We start from the raw sequence: 19,294 nt of genomic DNA on the forward strand, positions 1-19,294 counted from the left end.
AATCTGTTAGGGCACAGAGATATTTTTGTTCAAAATTAAATAAAAATTATCATGAAAAAGAATTTATCTGTAAGTTATTTTTTACTTTTTGCAAGCATGGCATTTGCACAGCAGAAACAAATCACAACAAATACAGGCGCGCCTGTTGGTGATAATCAGAATTCAAAAACGATTGGACAGGATGGACAAGTTTTGTTAGAAGACATCCATTTAATTGAAAAATTAGCCTCATTTGACAGAGAGCGAATCCCTGAAAGAGTTGTGCACGCACGAGGCACAGGAGCCTATGGCGAATTTACAGCTTCAGGAGATTTTAGCAAATTCACCAAAGCGTCGGTTTTTAAAAAAGGAAAAACTACCCCTGTATTTGTTCGTTTCTCCACTGTAGTACATCCATCAGGATCTCCTGAAACATTAAGAGATCCAAGAGGTTTTGCCACTAAATTTTATACAGATGAAGGCAATTATGATTTGGTAGGAAACAATCTGCCTGTTTTCTTTATTCGCGATGCGATTAAATTCCCAGACATGGTTCACGCCTTTAAGCCATCTCCTATCTACAACAAACAGGATCCAAACAGGGTTTTTGACTTTTTCAGCAATATTCCCGAAGGAACTCATATGTTGACGAGAGTATATTCAGATTACGGAATTCCTGCAAATTACAGAGAAATGAATGGTTCTGGAGTACACGCTTTTAAGTGGGTTAATGCAACTGGCGAAGTTACTTACGTGAAATACACATGGAAATCGATGCAGGGAGAGAGAAATTTGACTCAAGAAGAAGCAAATGCTCTTCAAGCTCAGGACTTTCAGCACGCTACTGTTGACTTGTATGATAATATCAAAAAAGGAAATTATCCTTCTTGGGAATTATATGTACAGATGTTAAAACCTTCTGATTTTGATAAAATGGATTTTAATCCGTTAGACCCAACAAAAATCTGGCCTGCAGAAATGGCGCCATTACAATTGGTTGGAAAAATGACTTTGAATAAAATACCAGATAATTTTTTCCAAGAAGTAGAACAATCTGCGTTTGCGCCTGGCACATTAGTTCCTGGAATTGAGCCGTCTGAAGACAAACTATTACAAGGTCGTTTATTTTCTTATTTTGACACACAACGTTATAGAATTGGCAGCAATTTTCAGCAATTGCCTGTAAATGCACCAAAAGCAGCCGTTAACACAAACAACCAAAATGGTGCTTTTGCCAACAGAAAAACAAATGGAGATATTAACTATCAGCCAAGTGCAACTCAAAATGGTTTTGCAGACAATGAAAAATATAAATATTCAAAATCGGCATTTACCAATGTAACGACAGCACAACAAAAAATTTCTAAACCAAACGATTTCAAACAAGCAGGAGAATTTTATCGTTCATTATCAGAAAAAGACAAGCAAAATTTGATTAAAAATCTTTCTGGTGATTTAATGGTTGTTCAAAACAAAGATGTGGTACGCAAAATGGTTGGATATTTTTACATGGCCGACAGCGATTACGGAAAACGTTTAGCAAAAGCTTTAAATCTTTCTCGTGAAGAAGTTGAAAAAATGTTCGCAAAATAATACCTGAAGATGACCAGAATAAGGATTATTATAATCTGCATTATTGTCTTATTTTCAACTTCCTACTCTTTTGCCCAAGGCACTATTTTTACAGCGGCCCGTAACAATGATATTGAATTGCTGCGGGATCTGCTGTCAAAAAATATTGAAATAAATAGTGCCGATGAAAGAGGAAGTTCGGCTTTGATTATTGCGAGTTATAACGGAAATTATGAAGCCACAAAACTGCTTCTTGAAAACGGAGCAGATCCAAACATTCAGGATCGTATGGGCAACACAGCTTTGATGGGATTGTGCTTTAAACGTGATGATCAAATAGCGCAACTGCTTTTGCAATATAAAACAGATGTCAATTTGCAGAATTACAACGGAGCAACAGCATTAATTTTTGCGGCCACTTTTGGCGCTGATTCCATTATACCAATGCTGATTAATAAAGGCGCTGACAAGACTATAAAAGATAAGTATAATAAAACAGCACTTGATTATGCTATTCTTCAGGAAAATGAAGAAACTATAAAACTTCTGGCAAACTAAAGGACAGAAAAAATGCTTGTAACTTAAAAGGATTTGACTTAAAAAAGTTGAATCCTTTTTTTATTACAGCCAATTTATACTTGCTCAGATTGCGTCAGATGAAAATTTGACAATAATCGAAGAAAATTATATAAAATAATTAAAATAACTATGGTGTATTTTAGGATAATCTAAAAAAGAACTACTATGAGATCGGGAAATTATATATCTGAAGAATTTGCATCTGAAATGAACTCTTTTGGGAAACAGCTACTAAATTACGACGATTTTCTAGAAGGCGATTATACCAATAGGCTCACGGCCTCTAATCATTATAATCTGGAGCTTGGAGAATTGGAAGATAATCTTGAATATGATTTCGAATCGGAATATGATGAAAATGACTGGGAAGAAGAAGATTACAATGAAAATCTTGGCGGCGAATATGATGAAAATGAAGAAAAGCCGGGAAGCTTTGAAATGATCGGCTAAAAAATAATGTTATGAAAAATTTATCTGTGCTTCTCATTTCAATTTTCTTTTTTTCGTGCCAGCAAAGAGCCCCTAAAAACAATGTAAGTTCTACGGCTTCAGATTCAATTGCAGTGCAAAAAAAAGTTGAAGTGAATCAACAAATTGGCGATACGATTCTTATGAATTTCACTAATGAAAAAGGTCTTTACACCGCAGAAACTTCATTGGATTCTATTCGTTCCAAAATTTATGTCAAATTTAGAAATGACAAGACGGGAGATTTAACAGCAAACATTAAAGCTGAGGGAAACATTCGTTTCAATCAAATTATATTCCCTGATAAGACTTCAGATGGGCCTTTTTCAAAAGAACTAAAAATTCATCTGGAACAAAAAGGAGATTATTTTCTGATAATTGGACACTCTCTAATGGCTGATAATCCTTTTTATGGAAAATTTAAAGTCCAATTGGACATTCAAAAAGAATAAATCATGAATTAAATCAAGGCGATAAATCTTTAGGTTTTAATTCTTTTTTTGTTTCGAGCCCAATAAGTAAGATATACAATTCCCAGAATTAGCACCAATATATCAAATCTGATGATTTGCGGTATGCGGTTGATTTGATCATTGTAGTAAGTTCCTCCTAAAAGAGCGCCAGAACCAATTCCAAGTTCCATCGAAATATACATCGTTGCAACTGCTTTTCCTCTATGTTCAGGATTACTCATATCAATAGTCCAAGCACTAATCGCAGGCGATAAAATACCTGTCCCCACTCCATAAATTCCAGCTCCTACCAATAACATCTCAATATCTCTTCCTGCACTTATTATAAATAGTGCAATCGATGTTATGATCAATCCAGCCATGATAACTTTTGGCCGTCCATGCCTATCTGAAACTTTTCCTGCTCCAAAACGAACCATAACCGAAGCTACTGTAAAGGCCGTAAAAAATATACCTTTATTTGCTGCTCCCAAATGCTCACTCCAATCTGGAATTAAAGTCAAAATAAGTCCGAATGCCGTGTACGAAAGAAAAGTGATAATCCCTGCAGGAAATACATTCTTATCTACAATATCTTTTCGGCCAATAATAAACATCGATCTGTTCAATTTCTCTTTTGTTGCAAGGGTCTCTTTCATATTCATTACTATAATAATGGAAAAGAAAGCAAGAAACGACGAACAGTAAAACATTACGTTAATTCCGTAATTGTTAACAATCATACTGCCCAATGCCGGCCCTAAAGCTCCTCCAATACTAAAACACAATCCGTGCATTCCAAGTGCTTCTCCCCATCTGTGCTGCGGAATAATATCTGCCACATAAGCCGATGTCGAAGTAGGTTTAAAACCCGTTGAAAAACCATGAACCAAACGCAGCAATAGGAACCCCGAAACAGAGCTCAAAATAGGATACAAAAATCCGCAGACCACACAAACCGAAGATCCTATAGCCATAACAGGAACGCGTCCCCATTTGTCTGTCAGTTTTCCGCTGAATGGACGGGAAATTGCAGCCGTCAATGTAAATAATGAAATGATAAGCCCTTTGTATTCTGCTCCTCCAAGACTGCTTAAATAATTAGGAAGTTCAGGTATCATCATATTAAAACTTGATGAAAACAGTAAAGAACTCAAGCAAAGTAAAATGAATTGTAGGGTATAAATTGATTTTTCGTTTTGTGACATTATTGGATTTTTATATAACTAAAGGCAGATAGAAAATTATGGTTTTTAAAATAATTCCAGCTGATTGTTTGGGTTTATAGGTTTCTTTTTAGGAGGTTTTGCATCTCCAAAAACAGTTTTTCCTCCATATTTATACGATTCCTCTCTTTCTCTTTGAATGAGTGCATCAAAATTGGAGTTTGGCGTAAAACTTTCTTCTGCTTTCCTAGAAATCTCAGATAGTTTCTGAATGGCGCTGAGCTTATCGCTATTTCCGATTTTGGCACGATTGATAGCTCTTTGAAGCGTATCTATGGTTTCATCATAAATTTTAACTGGAACAGGAAACGGATGGCCGTCTTTTCCTCCATGAGCAAATGAAAAACGGGCCGGATCTTCAAATCGCGTTGGAGTTCCATAAATGATTTCGCTTACCAATGCAAGCGATTGCAAGGCTCTTGGCCCCATTCCCTTCAAAAGCAGCAGTTCTTCAAAATCTTCAGGTTTGTTTTCGTGAGTGGCCCAAAGCATTGCGCCAAGCCGCTTCATATTAACATCTTCCATTCTCACATCATGATGCGCGGGCATAGCAAGATGCTGCATTTCTTTTATGATTTTGACTGGCGATTCTTTTACCAATTCTAAAATGCCTTCACGAGATTTCGTTGCAGCGTTTGCAGTAAGGTTTAAAATAGAACCTTGATTTTCGCCATAAATAAAAGTGTGCGGTTCATTTATAAAAGATTTTAAATCTTGCGAATGCCAATGGTATCTTCTGGCAGTTCGAGAATTCGGATTCATTCCCTGCTGTATAACGGCCCATTGCCCTTTGCTATCAACAATAAAATTATGCTGATACAATTGAAAACCGTCCTGAATGGCAGTATTGTCAACTTTTGCTGTAAGTCGGCTGCAGTCGGCAAGATTATTTCCGTCAAGACCTGTTTTTTCTCCCACAAATAGAAGTTCCTGAGGCGTTGCCATAGAATGTTTCCCTTTACCTCCGCAGATATAAATTCCGAGTTCTTTTGAATGTGGATTAACCGATTTCTTTAATGCTCCAAGCACCGAAGTCGTAATTCCAGACGAATGCCAATCCATTCCCATAACAGCTCCAAAACTTTGAAACCAAAACGGATTGCTTAATTTGCTTATAACTTCTGAAGTTGAAAATTCCATAGCAATGGTCTCAACAATCGCAAAACCAAGTTTAGACATTCGTTCAGCAAGCCATAACGGAACGTGCCCGTAATGTAAAGGAAGATCTGCCGTGCCTGAACGTTTCATCTGCTGGAATTTTAATCCTGCAAAAATACTTCTTTTAATTGTGAATTATAAAGTGTGAATTGTTAATTCAAATGTAAAAAGTTTAAGGTATGAAATGTAAGATTTAAGATGTGAAATGTGAAAAGTAAAATGACACTCACATCTCACATCTTAAATCTTACATCTTACACCTCACATTTCACATTTCACAATTCACAATTTAAACAATTTCAATATCTTCTGCTGGTTCTTCAATTGGTTCTGCGTTGTCATCCAGCCATGCCACAAACAATTTGTAACCTATCGAAAACACAATTGGCCCCACAAACAATCCGATGAAACCAGACATGATAAAACCGCCAATTACACCCAGAAAAATCACAAGCATTGGCACTAGCGCCCCTTTACCTAATAAAAGCGGTTTTAGCACATTATCTGAAAGTCCGCTGATGATGAAAAATACTGTCCAAAAAATTGCATAGCCAGAATCACCTGTCGAAAAAAGATAAATAATTACTCCGATATTAATTATAATTGGTCCAATCTGCAGAATAGAAAATATCAGACAGATCAAAGTTAGGATTCCTGCATACGGAATATCTGCCATAAATAATCCAATTGCTTGAATGATAGTCTGAATAACTGCAACACCCAAAATACCTTTTACTACCTGATAAATAGTTGAAACAGAAATCTTCATAATTTCTTCGGCCTCATTTCCTGCTATTTTTTTAAGGAATTTCATAAAGAAAGCTTTACCTCCCGGAGATACTAATAAAACACCCGCAATAATAACCGATAAGATAAACTGAAGAAATGCAGCTCCCGAACTCAAAATACTAGCCATAATTTTAGACGACAATTCTCTTATCTGATCTTGATATTTAACAACACTCTGCTCTAAATCTGTTGACAAAGACAATAAAAATTCATAGAGCGGTTTGCCAATTATGGGCCATTCTTTTATAGAAGCTCCTGGCGGAGTAATTTTAAGTGTTCCCGCTTCAAAACTATTTTTCAGTTCCAAGAAATTTCCCGTTGCGGCTTTCAAAAAATAAATTAATGGCAACACCATAATAGCAATAATCAAAACGGTAATAACAACCGATGCCAATGCTTTTCGCCCTTTTAGTATTCGCTGCAGCGAATTAAAAAAGGGGTAAAATACAACAGACAATATTACAGCCCAAAGAATAGGCATAAAAAAAGGCAACAGCAATTTGAGACAAAATCCGACAAGGAGAAATATGAAAAATAACTGCAAAATGGTATCAAAGAGTTCTTTCTTTTTATTCGAATTGGTTGTTTTCATGGTTATCGTGTTTAAATGGTGAGTTATGGATGGTGAATTGTTAATCTTTCTTCTTCATTCTTGCCTCCTTTCAAAAGCAAAACTTGACAATCTTTCTTCTAACCTCTTGCCTCCTTTCAGAAAAGCAAAACTTGACAATCTTTTTTCTTGATTCTTGCCTCCTTTCAGAAAACAATTTTCATTCTTGCCTCTTGCCTCTTTTCGGAAAAGCAAAATTCGCATCTGAAACCAGTCTTCCAATTAAGATGACGGGATATAAAACGCCTGTGAGCACTTCAATCTGAACTAAAGAACGCGCCAAAGGATGAAGGGGCAGTATTTCTCCAAAACCTGTCGAGGTAATGCAGATGTAGCTGAAATATATAAAACTAGCCCGATCACTGTCGCTAGAAAATTTGGTTTTGGTTATTTGAAACGAGCCTTCAATATGTTCAAAAAGAAACAAATAGAGTGTTGACCAGAAATGAACTAAGAGCATATACACAACGATAGACCCTACGATACGGTAAGTGGTTACGGGACCTGGCTCTAAGACTTTTATCAAAACCAGTGAAATCATAAGCAGCATTATGGCAACAGAAAAAATAAGGTCTGCAAAAAGGATGAAGACATTGTGATTTAAATAATTAATGTACTGTATGATTAAAAATAAAATAGGAATGATCGAAATACTGATAGCCTGTTTTTTATGTTTTGATAAAGCCACAATTCCGGCAAAAAGAAACAGCATCCAAAATATATTGACAGCCACCATAAGACGGTTATAGCTGCCAAAAAAAGGAATGACAATAAAATGCGTGATACACAGCAATATCAGCATACCGCTAAGCCCTTTTTCTTGAGTCCAAAAGCTATATAAGAAATGATCTTTTTTTACTATCATAATATAAATTCCAAATGTTAAATTTCAATCCTGAAGCCTAAGGAATTCTATACTCTTGCCTCTTACTTCTTTACTCTTACTTCTTTACTCTTACTTCTTTACTCTTACTTCTTTACTCTTACTTCTTTACTCTTACTTCTCACTCCATCACCCTCAAATCGGTATCGGCTCTACTTCTACCCTTCCTATTGGTCTGCGCCAAAGTTTGAAAAGCAGTATAATGAAAATGGGCAGGAAACTCACCGCCGACATTACGAGGTAAATATCTTTGTAAGCCAATAATATAGAAGCTTGCGAGGTCTGATTGGAAAGGCTTTTTTCTGCTTTTTTCTGTGCCTCGGTGTCTGACAATCCCATGGCTAAAAAATTTCTTTTCGAATTTTCGAGCTGATTTTCGGCTTGTTTATTAATCGGACTCAATTGCTGGCTCAGACCCGTTTTGTGCTGTACATTCATATTAGAAATAAAAGTTCCTAAAACAGCGCTTCCCAATAAAGAAGCAAAAACAGCCTGAGCAATAATTCCCGTCATCATGCGCGATGTGCTCAGAAGCGGAGGAATTCCCTCAGAAATATATAGGAGCGAAACAGGAAAAAGAAACCCCATTCCTAATCCTTTAAAAATTAAAGGCAGATAAAAATCAGAAGCATCGATTCCGGGATAGAACCTAAAAAAAAGTATCATGTGGTACATTCCGTAGCAAGCAAAACCAATCACCCAAATGGTGGCAAGATAAATGCGTTTGTATAAAAGATAAGTTGAAAGCGGAATTGAGATGCATAACCCTATGAGCAATGAAAGATGCGTGACAGCTCCAAGAACAGGATCAAATCCTAAAACATTGGTCATATAGCCTGTTACGACACTTCCAGTTCCGTTTATTACACCAATACAAAACATTAGAAATGCTCCTGGAATAACATTTTTAAATTTGTAGACATCAGGATTAATCAATGGTTCTGCCGTAAAACGAACATGAAGCAGATAGATGCCAATTGTGATCAATAAAAATGCTGAAGCGAGCGTCACTTTAGGATCGCTAAACCAGTTTCTGGTCTGTCCTTCGGCACATAAAAAAAGAATAATGGCAAAAAACAAAATCAGGATGATCCAGCCTCTCCAATCAAATTGAAATTTGGTTTTCAGAGGCGCAACATCGGCTCTATAAAAATACCAAGCCAGTAAAATGCAGATTAAAAAATTGACGTTCAGAAAATAAATTCCAAACGTCCAATTGTGAAAGCTTACAAAATGTGTCCCTAAATATTGATACAGATGCTGGCTCCCTTTTTGAATAAACTGAAAAATGCCATACATCAAAGCCATATTGAAAGCTGGATTATATTTGAGCAAAATAGGCACCATCGAAGCAAATATTCCGATAATGGAAACAATGGCCAATAGCGAACGGCACAAAACAAACCAAGCAATAGTTGGCGCAAACAATGAAGCCGTATTAAAAAGCAGCGATAAAAACGAAACTGATAAAATCATGGTGCGAACCTTAATCTGTTTTCCTAATTTTAACCCTAAAGGCAGAAAAGCCAGCATCGCAAAAATGGGAATGTAAACTGCATAACTAAAAGCCGTTGTCGAAGGTCCAAAATGCCCTAATATCTGCGAATTATCGTAAGTTGTGACATTGAGCCCATTAAAAAAAGGAATCGTCAGGATATACAATCCTGCCAGTGTAAAAACGCTCCTTTTTTTTCCTGCAAACATCTTTTATTTTTTTACTTCAACAGTTACATTCATTCCCGGTCTTACTTCCTGCAGCTCTTTTGCTGGAGTTTCAAATTCAATTTTAACTGGGATTCTCTGCGTTATTTTTACAAAATTTCCAGTCGAATTATCGGGTTCTACCATTGAAAATTTGGCTCCAGTGGCAGGAGAAAAACCGGCTACTTTTCCTTTAAATTCTTTTCCGTCCAAAGCGTCAATCGTAATGGTGACTTCCTGTCCTTGTTTTATTTTCTCTATCTGAGTTTCTTTAAAATTCGCCGAAACCCATAATTTTTCAGTCAGTACGATTGTCGCAATAGTCTGATTGGCATTGATCAATTCCCCAATAGATAAATTTCGCTCTCCCACAAAACCATCAGCAGGAGCCAATACAACGGTATATGACAGCTGTAATTTTGCCGCATCAAGATCTGCTTTCTTTCTTGCAACTGTAGCTGTGGCTGCTTCCAGATTAATCGAACTTTGTTTTGTGATTGAACTGCTTGCTTCCAGACTTTTTTGTCCTGCTTTGACATAAGCCTCTTCTGATTTTAATTTGGAAATAACCTGATCGTACTGATTTCGTGTCACGGCCGAATCGGCATACATATTCTTAAAACGCTGATAATCTTTTTGAGCTTTTTCTAAACTGGCCAAATCGCCCGCCAACTTCTCTTTTCCCGAGGCCTGATTGGAAACCGAAGTAGTTATATTTTGCTGCAGCGAATGCAGGTTTCCTTCGGCTATAGCCAGATCTGCTTCTGCCTGTTTGACTTTAATGATGTATTCTGAATCGTCTAAAACAACTAGAGTATCTCCTTTATGCACCAGCTGATTGGCTTCAAATTTTATTTCCTTAATATGCCCCGTAGCGCGCGCAGCAACATTATTGATATATGCTTCTACCTGAGCGTTATTGGTGGTTTCATAAGAACTGAAATCAAAGAATAAACTTAAAATCCACAATCCGCCTGCGATTAAAAAAGCAAAAGACAATACCGTGAGAATGCTGTTTCTCTTTTTTTCACTTTTCTGAACTGCTCCGTTTTGTGTATCTGCTTCGCTCATAACAAGAAATATTAAAGTTTGCCCATTGCATATTGAAGTGAGTAATATTGAATAATCAAATCTAGATTGGCATTTACTAAGGATATTCGGGAATTATTTAGCTGTAATTCGGCATCTACAATCTCACTAATTAAGGCAAAATCGTTATCATAACGGCTTTTTACAATTTTATAATTGCTCATTGACAGCTCTACATCTTTTTTGTAGGTTTTGATATTTTCTTTGCTTTCTGCATATCTGACGTATGCATTTTTGACTTCTGTAGAAATCTGGTCTTTGGTAACTTCCAGCGCTATATTACTCTTATCAATTTCCAGTTTGTCGCCGCTAATGCGATGTTTGAGATTATAAAGACTAGAAATATCCCAGTTTAAAGAAAGTCCCGCCGCCCAGTAATTAAGCAAATTGACATAGTTGGGCCATTGCGCAGGATATTCTGTATTTAAAATAAGATTTGCATTTACGTTAGGCTTAAATCCGCTTTTGGTCAAACTCAATGATGATTCTGAAAGCTTAATTTTTACAGCCGCCCGTTTTATTTCTTCTCTGTTCTGAAAAGCTTCTTCTAAACTTTCCTCCAAGTTCATATTTTCTGTCGGAATCATACTTTCTGCCACTTCGGGCTTCAGAATCGTATTGGTTGGAAAACCAATTAATATATCCAAATAATTGCTTATCAGCTCAATCGTGTTGGTGCTTCTAAAAACTGAAACCTTAAAATTAGACTGCTGCAATTCGGTTCTCAAAAGGTCGCTTGTGAGGTTTTGTCCGTTCTTTACACGCGATTTTAATTGGTTTATTCGAATATCGGTATTAATGATATTTTGTTTCGTAACCTCAATCTGACGGTATAATTTTTCGAGTGTGAAATATTGTTCTGTAATGGCATTCTTCACATCAGCTTCGGTCATTCTCACGGCAGATTTCTGCATCTGACTGATTAATTCCTGCTGATTGATTCTGTTATTAATCGCGTTTCCAGCGTAAATAGGCAGTGTTGAAATAATATTGGCAAATGCCTGATGGTTGTAATAATCTACCGTAATCTGGCTTTGATAAAATCCTTCATACAGCTTAGGATCTCCAATATAATTGTATCCGCCGTTTAGGCTTATTCTTGGCGCTTTTGCAATTTTAGCTTGACCGACATTTTCATTAGCAATGGCCAAATCGGCATTTGCCAGTTTTAGCTGCCTGTTGTTTTTAATGCCCAATAAAATAGCTTCGTCAAGTCTTATTTTTTTTGCAGATTTAAGACTGACGGTATCTTGCTGTGCAAAACCTAACTTGCAGCAGCACAATAGGAAAAGAATCAAAAGTTTTAAATTTAAAACTCTAAATTGCCAATAACACATCCGATTTTATTGATTTGATTTTTCATTTTTGGGAATTTGCAATCAATATTATTCAACAAAACTTTCGGTAAAAATTGAAATTTACCTTAAAAAAATCACGGCGTACATTCTGAAATTGGGATTTTGATATAATTATTTTGACATAAATTTAAACAATTATTATTCAACACTTTAGAAAACGAATACTCAAAATTGTTTCATTTTATAAATTGGAACAATTTTTAAGGCTTCAAGACTTATTTTAAAGGAAAAAAAATTGCAGTAATCAAACAAATCACTGCAATTTTAGAAAGAAATCAAAATGTAATTATCGGCGTATATATATTATTTTTCAGCTTTAACGGCATCCAATAAAACGGCCAATTGGATACAAGGCGAATTTGATCGGTTGCTCCAAGCATGGTTCGTTCCGCGTTGAATTACAATATCCCCAGCTTGAAGCAAGGTTTCTTCTTCGTCTACAATCAGGTAAATTTCACCCGAAATAATGATTATATAATCTAAAGTATCGGTCTGATGCATTAGCGGATGCGGTTTTCCTTCTAAGGCTATCACACCCAAATCTTTATCGGGCGGAATCTGAACGTAGCGAAAATAGCTTCCGTTTTTTGGAGTATTTGGAAAAGCATTATTTTCTATAACCTTTTCTTCAAATTTTGCTGGTGTCGAATCTGTCGACCAGATATCTGAAATAATTAATCCCGGAAAATGCTCCGATACATTCGAAACAATTTCATCCTGCTCTATAATCGATTTTCCGTTTCGCAAGCCTGTTACGATTCTCCTTGGTATTGTTCTCATTCTTTATGAATCTTCATGATTAGTTTTCTGCCATTCGTTTTATTTTCTCTTAGGAGTGCAAGTGCTGTATCAACCGTTTCTTTATTCAATTCTCCAATTACATTAATATTTGGCGGACTGATTATTTCGTTTTCTATCAAATGGCTTAATTCCGTCAATCCGTTTTTGTAGTAATCATATTGTATCTGTTTAAAAATTTCATTTATAAACCTAACAGGTTTTAAAAACCTGTTAGGTTTGCTACTAACTAATACTAATCTAACTTAAACCATTGCTTCACTTCTCTTTCAATATTATCTTTAATTTTCGGATTTTCAAATTCATTTGAAACCGAATTATACTCATAATCTTTTTTCCATTTTTTATAATTCAAAGCCACTTTTTCAATTGCGTCGCAGATATACAAAAGCTCTTCATTGGTTGTAATGGGATGAAGCGACAAACGAACCCAGCCGGGTTTATTGGTCTGATTTCGCTGCAATAATTCGTTTGTAATTTCTGCCGATTTCTTTTCGCTGATATTGAACAAATAATGCGCATAAGTGCTTGCACACGACCAGCCTCCGCGCACCTGAATTCCGAAACGGTCATTTAAAAGCCTAACGATCAGATTGTAATGAATGTCTTCAATTACAAACGATACACAGCCAATTCGTTCAGTGGTTAAATCTCCTAAAATCGATAAACCCTGTATTTTTTGAAGTCTCGAAAAGCAGAGATCAAGCAGTTCTTTTTCTCTTTCTTTAATTTTCTCTATTCCCATCTGCTCTTTCAATTCTAAAGCCAATGCGGTTCTAATAACCTGCAAAAATCCAGGAGTTCCGCCATCTTCTCTCACTTCTATACTATCGCTGTAGCAATATTTTCCCAACGGATTGGTCCATCTTACATTTCCTCCCCCTGGATTATCAGGAAAATCAGATTGGTATAATTTTTCATTAAAAACCAGAATCCCGCAGGTTCCGGGACCTCCTAAAAATTTATGGGGCGAAAAGAAAATTGCATCCAATTGTTCTTCTGGATCGCTAGGGTGCATATCAATTTTGACATAAGGTGCCGAAGCCGCAAAATCTACAAAACAAAGTCCTTTGTTTTGATGCATAATCTTGGCCAATTCGTGATATGGCGTAATAATACCCGTAACATTTGAGCAAGCCGTAAATGAACCGATTTTTAAGCTTCTGTCGGCATATTTTGCAATGGCATCACCAAGAGCTTTCGGATTGACTAAATTATTCTCATCAGGCTGAAGAATTACAACGTCGGCATTAATTTCGTACCACGGAACCTGATTGGAATGATGCTCCATGTGTGTGATAAAAACTACGGGCTTATCAGTTTCTGTTTCGTAATTTTTTCTCACGCCAATAATGCGCTGCAGTTTTGATAAGGCAGCTGTCATTCCGCTTCCCGTCGTTACCAAAACATCAGATTCATTGGCATTAACCGATTTTTTTATTATTTCTCTCGCATACTGATAGGCATAAGTAGATGTTTTTCCTGTCTGACTTGAAAGTGAATGCGTATTGGCAATCATAGGACCAATTTTATTGAGCATTATATCCTCGATCGGGGCGTATAGTCTTCCGCTGGCAACCCAGTCTGCATAAACTAGGTTCTGTTCTCCGTAAACCGATTCGAAAGTATGATCTATTCCTACTGTGTTTTCTCTAAATTTAGAGAAGTAACACTCAGGCTCTGTTGGTTTTGTTGTTGGCTCAATAGCATTCATATCCTTGTCATTTTAAAATTAACTAATAGTGCAATTATTTGTATTTCTTTTCAATCTTATCATTCATCAGGAAGACAGGATTGCCTATTTCTTTCTTAGATTTTATTTTCTAAAAGTCTTTTTAATGTAGCTTGCAATTCTTCTCCGTGCAGGTTCTTGGCAACAATTGTCCCTTTTGAATCCACTAAATAATTTCCCGGAATAGCTCTTACGCCATACAGCTTAGCTACTGCGCTGTTCCAAAAAAGCAAATCAGAAACGTGCGTCCATGTTAAATTATCATCCTGAATTCCTTTAATCCAATTTTCTTTCTTTTTGTCCAGAGAAATTGCCACGATATTGAATCCTTTATCATGAAATTCTTTATAAGCCGCTACAATATTCGGATTCTCTTTTCGGCACGGTCCGCACCACGAAGCCCAAAAATCGATTAAAGTGTAGCCTTTTAAATTGTCATATAGACGAACTGGCTTTCCGTTAGGATCATTGGCTGTAAAATCTGGGGCTTTTTTACCAACTGCCAATCCGTCTAAAACAATAGCCAGTTCTTTTAGCTCTTTCACGTAAGTGGTATTTTGAAGGCTCTTGTCTAGCAAAGCGATATTTTGCGTGATCTGTTCTGGAGATAATCTGTACGACCAGTTTCTGTACAATACATAAGCAGAAACAATAGATTTTGGATTTTCGGTTATAAATTTGCTGATTTCAACATCTTTGGCCTTTTTGTAGGTTTCAAACAAATCCTGAGAAGCAGAACCTTCAACCACAGATGCTGTATAATATTTCTTCGGACTCAGTTTTACTGTAATCGGTTCTTTTTCTAGAAAAACATACAATGGCGAGCTTTCTGTATTTACGCTTAATCCGTATAGATCTGGCATTTTTACTTTTGTTTTAAAACTAAAATTCCCGTCTTTTACTTTTGCCGAATCGATCGTGGTAAACATTTTATTGTGAAACTTCTGCAAGTAAACGTATTGTGCCACTGTATCTGCAACAGTACCTTTTAACTGCAAATTATTTTCTTGCGCCTGCGTTTGAGCAGCTCCAAGAAACAAGGCAAAAGCTAATAGTATTTTTTTCATTTTTATTTTGATTTTAAGATTAGACAAAAGAATTTCAGGCCAATGGAAAATGCCATCAGCAATTGTTGCTATTTTTTAAAAAGAAATGTGTGGGATAAGCTAGAGTTTTTGCCTTCAAAAAAAAGCAAAACTGTTTTCTTCAAAAATTGAATTCAAAAACTCATAACCGGCATATAAAATTGATTCTGCTTTCATTTAAAAAAAATAAAGATTTAACATTTATGATCTTAAACAGATTTACGGATGAAATCTTCTTATCTGCCCGCATTCAGCGGAAGGATTTAGCACCTTATTCGGCAACAGGTTGCTAAGACTTCATTGGGCCTATTCCCTCAGTCTTTCTGGATAAGTATCATGATATAACTTTTCTGCGATACAAATATATAGTAATTCTACCGAATTAGTAAAGTTTAAATTGATTTTTTTTCAAATTTATTAAAAAGCGGTTTTTAAAAAGACCCAAAACACTAATAATCAAAATTTTAAAAACAAAATAAGAGTTTTTAAAACGCTTTATCAATAGAAGAAATTCATACATTTTAAGCCTTCCGCTCAAAATATGTTTTTATGTTTTAAAGAAAAATGTGCAGGTATTTATTTTCCAGATCTGAAATCGGCTCTTTTAATCCGTTATCAAGATTTAAGGCAATCGAGCGCAGCACTTGTTTTAAGTCATTAAAATTATTTGGTTTTACAAAATAGCACACAGCTCCAAGGTTAGCAGCAGCATCCATATCATTTTTATAAGAGGAAGTAGAAATCATGATTACCGGAATCTCTTTATAGCGATCATCCAATTTTAATTGCTTTAAACATTCCCAGCCATTCATAATGGGCATATTTAAATCTAGAAAGACAACCTCAGGAATTTTGTCTTGACTCTGCAGTATTTTTAATGCTTCATCGCCATTTTCTGCACAATGGCAAACAATACTTTCATCTATATCTGCCCATGCTTCGCAAAACATTTCTGCGTCATCTTTATCATCATCGGCTAATAAAATTATTTTTTGGCTCATAATTTAGATATCTTTTTCTTTTTGTTCAATTGGCAGCGTAATGCTAAAAACAGCCCCTTCATTAGAAACTCCAGTTGCCGTAATACTTCCACCGTGCCTTTCGGTTATTTTTTTACAAAGAGACAGTCCTAAACCTGTTCCTTCATAGCGGTCTTTAGAATTTAGACGGGTAAAAGTTTCAAAAATGCGTCCGGTATGATCAAGATCAAATCCAATTCCGTTATCTTCAACAGTAATTACGGCTGTTCGTTTACCGTCTTCGTTTTGCTCTTGTGCTTTAATGGTAATTAGCGGAGGCACATTTTCTTTAGCAAATTTTATAGAATTATTTATCAGGTTATAAAACAGCTGATACAGCAATACAGAAGCTCCTTCTAGAATTGGAAGCTCCTCATAGTAAATTTTACCGCCTGTATTTTGAAGCGCTATTTCAAGATCGGTTTCAATATTCTTAATGACTTCATTTAAATCGACCATTGTCGTTTTTTGCAAATCGGCATTGATTTTAGAATAAGCAAGCACACCGTCAATCATAGTAAACATACGGTCTGCCGCGACATGAATTCTTTCAATATATCTCGTTGACGACTCGTCAAGATGTCCTTCCAAATGGTCCTCCAGACGGCTTACAAATGTTTTTATTTTTCTCACGGGTTCTTTCAAATCGTGCGAAGCAACATGGGCAAACTGCTGTAAGTCATCGTTAGAACGCTGCAGCTCTTTGGTTCGGTCTGCCACCAGAATCTCCAGTTTTTCGGTCGTAGATTTTTGCTCATGTATATCGGTGCAGGTGCCAAACCAATTGGTAATGATGCCTTCTTTATCTCTAATAGGAAGCGCCTTGCTCAAAAACCAGCGGTATTCTCCTGTATTTCCATTTTTTAAACGAAATTCAATCTGATACGAAGAGCCTGCATGAACACTTTGGTACCACGTTTTTAGAACCCGAGAAACATCATCTGGGTGAAGTGTCGGAACCCAGCTGGAATCGCCAAATTCGTGTTCGTTAAAACCTGTATATTCATACCAACGTCTATTATAATAATCTATGAATCCGTCTGGATGTGCTGTCCAGATAATTTGCGGAACCAGATCTGCAAGCTGTCTGAATTTTTCTTCGCTTTCTGCAATTACATTTTGAAGTTCTTTTTGCGAAGTAATATCACTTGCGGCACCAAACCATTCTACAATCTTTTGCTTCTCATCTAATATTGGAACCACTCTTGAAAAGACCCATTTGACAGAATCATCGGCATTTATGATTCGGTGCTCCATTTCAAAAATGCTTTTTTCTACTATCGATTTTGAAATAAGATGAACCGCCTGCTTTAAATCGCTGGGATGGACAAATTTATCCAGCCAATTGATTCCGTGTCCTCCAGTGCTAGAAAGCCGTTCGCCTTCGAGATCATGCATAATCATCCAGTCGGCATCCATGCGGTAAACGAGATCGGATGACGCGTTGACTAAAGCTCGAAAACGGCTTTCACTTTCTTCCATTTTTTGGCGCGCTTCTACTTGCTGCGTCACTTCGACTGCAACCTGAATCATTCCTGTTATTTCTCCGTCTTCAATTAATGGACGATAGGCCAAATTGTAATAGTAGTTTTTTACTTCTCCTGTGCGATTATGCGGTACGAGAACTTCGCTTTGGTCAAAAGGAATTCCTTCATTGTACACTTTAAGAACCTGTTCCCACACATACTGCCCTTCAAGTTCTGGCAGTACGTCTATCAATCGCATACCGATAATTTCTTCTCCGCGGCCAATCATTTGCAGCATATGCTTGTTGATTTGCTCAATGACTAGATCATCGCCCCTAAGCACTAAGGTTGGAGCGGGCGTCTGATGGATCATTTTACGAAAACGATTCTCGCTTTGCTGAAGTTTTCCTTCGGCTTGCTTGCTTTCTGTAATATCTCTCGTAGTTCCAACTACAAGCTCTACTTCTCCTCTTTCATTAAAAACTGGAACAAAAATATAGTCGTAAATTCTTCTTCCCAGTTCTGCGTGCGGGAAAGAAACTGTTCCTCGAATGGGCTTTTTTTCGGCAACAACAGCATCTATTTCCGCTTCGTGCATTTCGGCGTGCCAGTCTTCATAGCCATTTTCTCTTAATCCGCGTCCTATGGCATCCTCTGCCGATTTTCCCCACATTGTCAGTAGGGCTTTGTTTGCGTAAGTGAATTTATAATCGAGATCAAATGCATACACCAAATCGGGGGTGCTGTTTATTATGGAATCGTAAAGTCTTTTTTGCTTTTCGGTCTCAATCAATGCTTCGTTCAAAGCTGTTTCTGCTTGCTTTTTTTCGGTGATATCCTCCATTGTGATCACCAACAGCTGGCCTTGATTCACGGCAGTAAATCTAAAACAATGCTTCTCGGATTCATGGCGGTACCAATGCTCAAAATTAGCTGGAATACCGGTTTCTAAAGTTTCAATAAACTTTTCGAGAATGTTTGTTTCTTTTACATTAGAAAAGATTTCACTGTATCTTTTTCCATTATAATCTGAATTGCCGATCCAGTTTATTAAGTAGTTATTAAACAGCAATATCAAAAAATCTTCTGCTTTGCCTTCCTTATTGTACAAAGGCTGTAAAACCGCTATACCGTTTGGCGCAGAATTAAAAATGGTCTGAAAAAGTTCTAAATTGTGTATCAGCTCCATTATGATATTTAATAAGAGTATTTTCTTGTGCCGTTTAACATATAATTTTGTTAAATTCTTTCTCAAATATAAATAAAAACACTATTATGTTAAACATTATTCAAAACGATTTCATCCGAAATTCACTATCCCGACCAATCT

At 36.5% G+C, this 19,294-nt stretch carries 17 protein-coding genes and 1 riboswitch; of the genes, 4 read left to right on the forward strand and 13 right to left on the reverse strand.

Annotated features, from left to right (window positions below; genetic code table 11):
- The first annotated feature begins 51 nt into the window (after positions 1-51).
- The 4 genes from N4T20_RS20195 to N4T20_RS20210 all read left to right on the forward strand — a co-directional run bounded on the left by N4T20_RS20195 (position 52) and on the right by N4T20_RS20210 (position 3,050).
- Complete coding sequence (locus tag N4T20_RS20195) at positions 52-1,572, forward strand: catalase (protein ID WP_313771880.1); 1,521 nt, start codon at positions 52-54, stop codon at positions 1,570-1,572.
- Between the two features lie 9 nt (positions 1,573-1,581).
- Positions 1,582-2,109 carry an ankyrin repeat domain-containing protein gene (locus tag N4T20_RS20200; RefSeq protein ID WP_260670856.1) on the forward strand — a complete coding sequence of 176 codons (528 nt, stop codon included), beginning with the start codon at positions 1,582-1,584 and terminating at the stop codon, positions 2,107-2,109.
- A gap of 186 nt (positions 2,110-2,295) precedes the next feature.
- Positions 2,296-2,580, forward strand: a complete 285-nt coding sequence (locus tag N4T20_RS20205; RefSeq protein ID WP_260670857.1) for a hypothetical protein — start codon at positions 2,296-2,298, stop codon at positions 2,578-2,580.
- Between the two features lie 11 nt (positions 2,581-2,591).
- Positions 2,592-3,050 (forward strand): hypothetical protein, encoded by a 459-nt coding sequence (locus N4T20_RS20210; protein WP_260670858.1) that lies wholly within the window; start codon positions 2,592-2,594, stop codon positions 3,048-3,050.
- Between the two features lie 29 nt (positions 3,051-3,079).
- Here the strand turns inward: N4T20_RS20210 and N4T20_RS20215 are convergent, their stop codons facing one another.
- From N4T20_RS20215 to N4T20_RS20275, 13 genes are all read right to left on the reverse strand, one after another.
- Entirely contained in the window at positions 3,080-4,258 is a 1,179-nt protein-coding gene (locus N4T20_RS20215) for an MFS transporter (RefSeq protein ID WP_260670859.1), read from the reverse strand.
- 45 nt (positions 4,259-4,303) lie between these two features.
- Positions 4,304-5,524 (reverse strand): DUF763 domain-containing protein, encoded by a 1,221-nt coding sequence (locus tag N4T20_RS20220; RefSeq protein WP_260670860.1) that lies wholly within the window; start codon positions 5,522-5,524, stop codon positions 4,304-4,306.
- Between the two features lie 199 nt (positions 5,525-5,723).
- Entirely contained in the window at positions 5,724-6,815 is a 1,092-nt protein-coding gene (locus tag N4T20_RS20225; RefSeq protein WP_260670861.1) for an AI-2E family transporter, read from the reverse strand.
- Between the two features lie 178 nt (positions 6,816-6,993).
- Positions 6,994-7,698 (reverse strand): ion channel, encoded by a 705-nt coding sequence (locus N4T20_RS20230; protein WP_260670862.1) that lies wholly within the window; start codon positions 7,696-7,698, stop codon positions 6,994-6,996.
- Positions 7,699-7,851: 153 nt separating this feature from the next.
- The gene (locus N4T20_RS20235) at positions 7,852-9,420 is read right to left on the reverse strand and encodes an MFS transporter (RefSeq protein WP_260670863.1); all 1,569 of its coding nucleotides are present in this window, start codon (positions 9,418-9,420) and stop codon (positions 7,852-7,854) included.
- A gap of 3 nt (positions 9,421-9,423) precedes the next feature.
- The gene (locus N4T20_RS20240; protein ID WP_260670864.1) at positions 9,424-10,488 is read right to left on the reverse strand and encodes an HlyD family secretion protein; all 1,065 of its coding nucleotides are present in this window, start codon (positions 10,486-10,488) and stop codon (positions 9,424-9,426) included.
- Positions 10,489-10,499: 11 nt separating this feature from the next.
- Positions 10,500-11,804, reverse strand: a complete 1,305-nt coding sequence (locus N4T20_RS20245) for a TolC family protein (RefSeq protein ID WP_260670865.1) — start codon at positions 11,802-11,804, stop codon at positions 10,500-10,502.
- Positions 11,805-12,167: 363 nt separating this feature from the next.
- Positions 12,168-12,644, reverse strand: a complete 477-nt coding sequence (locus N4T20_RS20250; RefSeq protein WP_260670866.1) for a cupin domain-containing protein — start codon at positions 12,642-12,644, stop codon at positions 12,168-12,170.
- Positions 12,641-12,802, reverse strand: a complete 162-nt coding sequence (locus N4T20_RS20255) for a hypothetical protein (protein ID WP_260670867.1) — start codon at positions 12,800-12,802, stop codon at positions 12,641-12,643. Before N4T20_RS20255 ends, N4T20_RS20250 begins: the two co-directional genes overlap by 4 nt.
- 95 nt (positions 12,803-12,897) lie before the next feature.
- Positions 12,898-14,376 (reverse strand): aminotransferase class V-fold PLP-dependent enzyme, encoded by a 1,479-nt coding sequence (locus N4T20_RS20260; RefSeq protein ID WP_260670868.1) that lies wholly within the window; start codon positions 14,374-14,376, stop codon positions 12,898-12,900.
- 95 nt (positions 14,377-14,471) lie between these two features.
- The gene (locus tag N4T20_RS20265) at positions 14,472-15,461 is read right to left on the reverse strand and encodes a TlpA disulfide reductase family protein (protein WP_260670869.1); all 990 of its coding nucleotides are present in this window, start codon (positions 15,459-15,461) and stop codon (positions 14,472-14,474) included.
- Positions 15,462-15,712: 251 nt separating this feature from the next.
- A riboswitch (SAM riboswitch) is annotated at positions 15,713-15,813 on the reverse strand.
- A 220-nt stretch (positions 15,814-16,033) separates the two neighbouring features.
- A complete protein-coding gene (locus tag N4T20_RS20270; RefSeq protein ID WP_260670870.1) occupies positions 16,034-16,480 on the reverse strand; it encodes a response regulator in 447 nt (148 codons plus the stop codon).
- 3 nt (positions 16,481-16,483) lie between these two features.
- Positions 16,484-19,153, reverse strand: coding sequence for a PAS domain S-box protein (locus tag N4T20_RS20275; protein WP_260670871.1), 2,670 nt, complete (start codon positions 19,151-19,153; stop codon positions 16,484-16,486).
- Between the last annotated feature and the right edge of the window lie 141 nt (positions 19,154-19,294).

Source organism: Flavobacterium sp. TR2 (assembly GCF_025252405.1).
Classification (GTDB): domain Bacteria; phylum Bacteroidota; class Bacteroidia; order Flavobacteriales; family Flavobacteriaceae; genus Flavobacterium.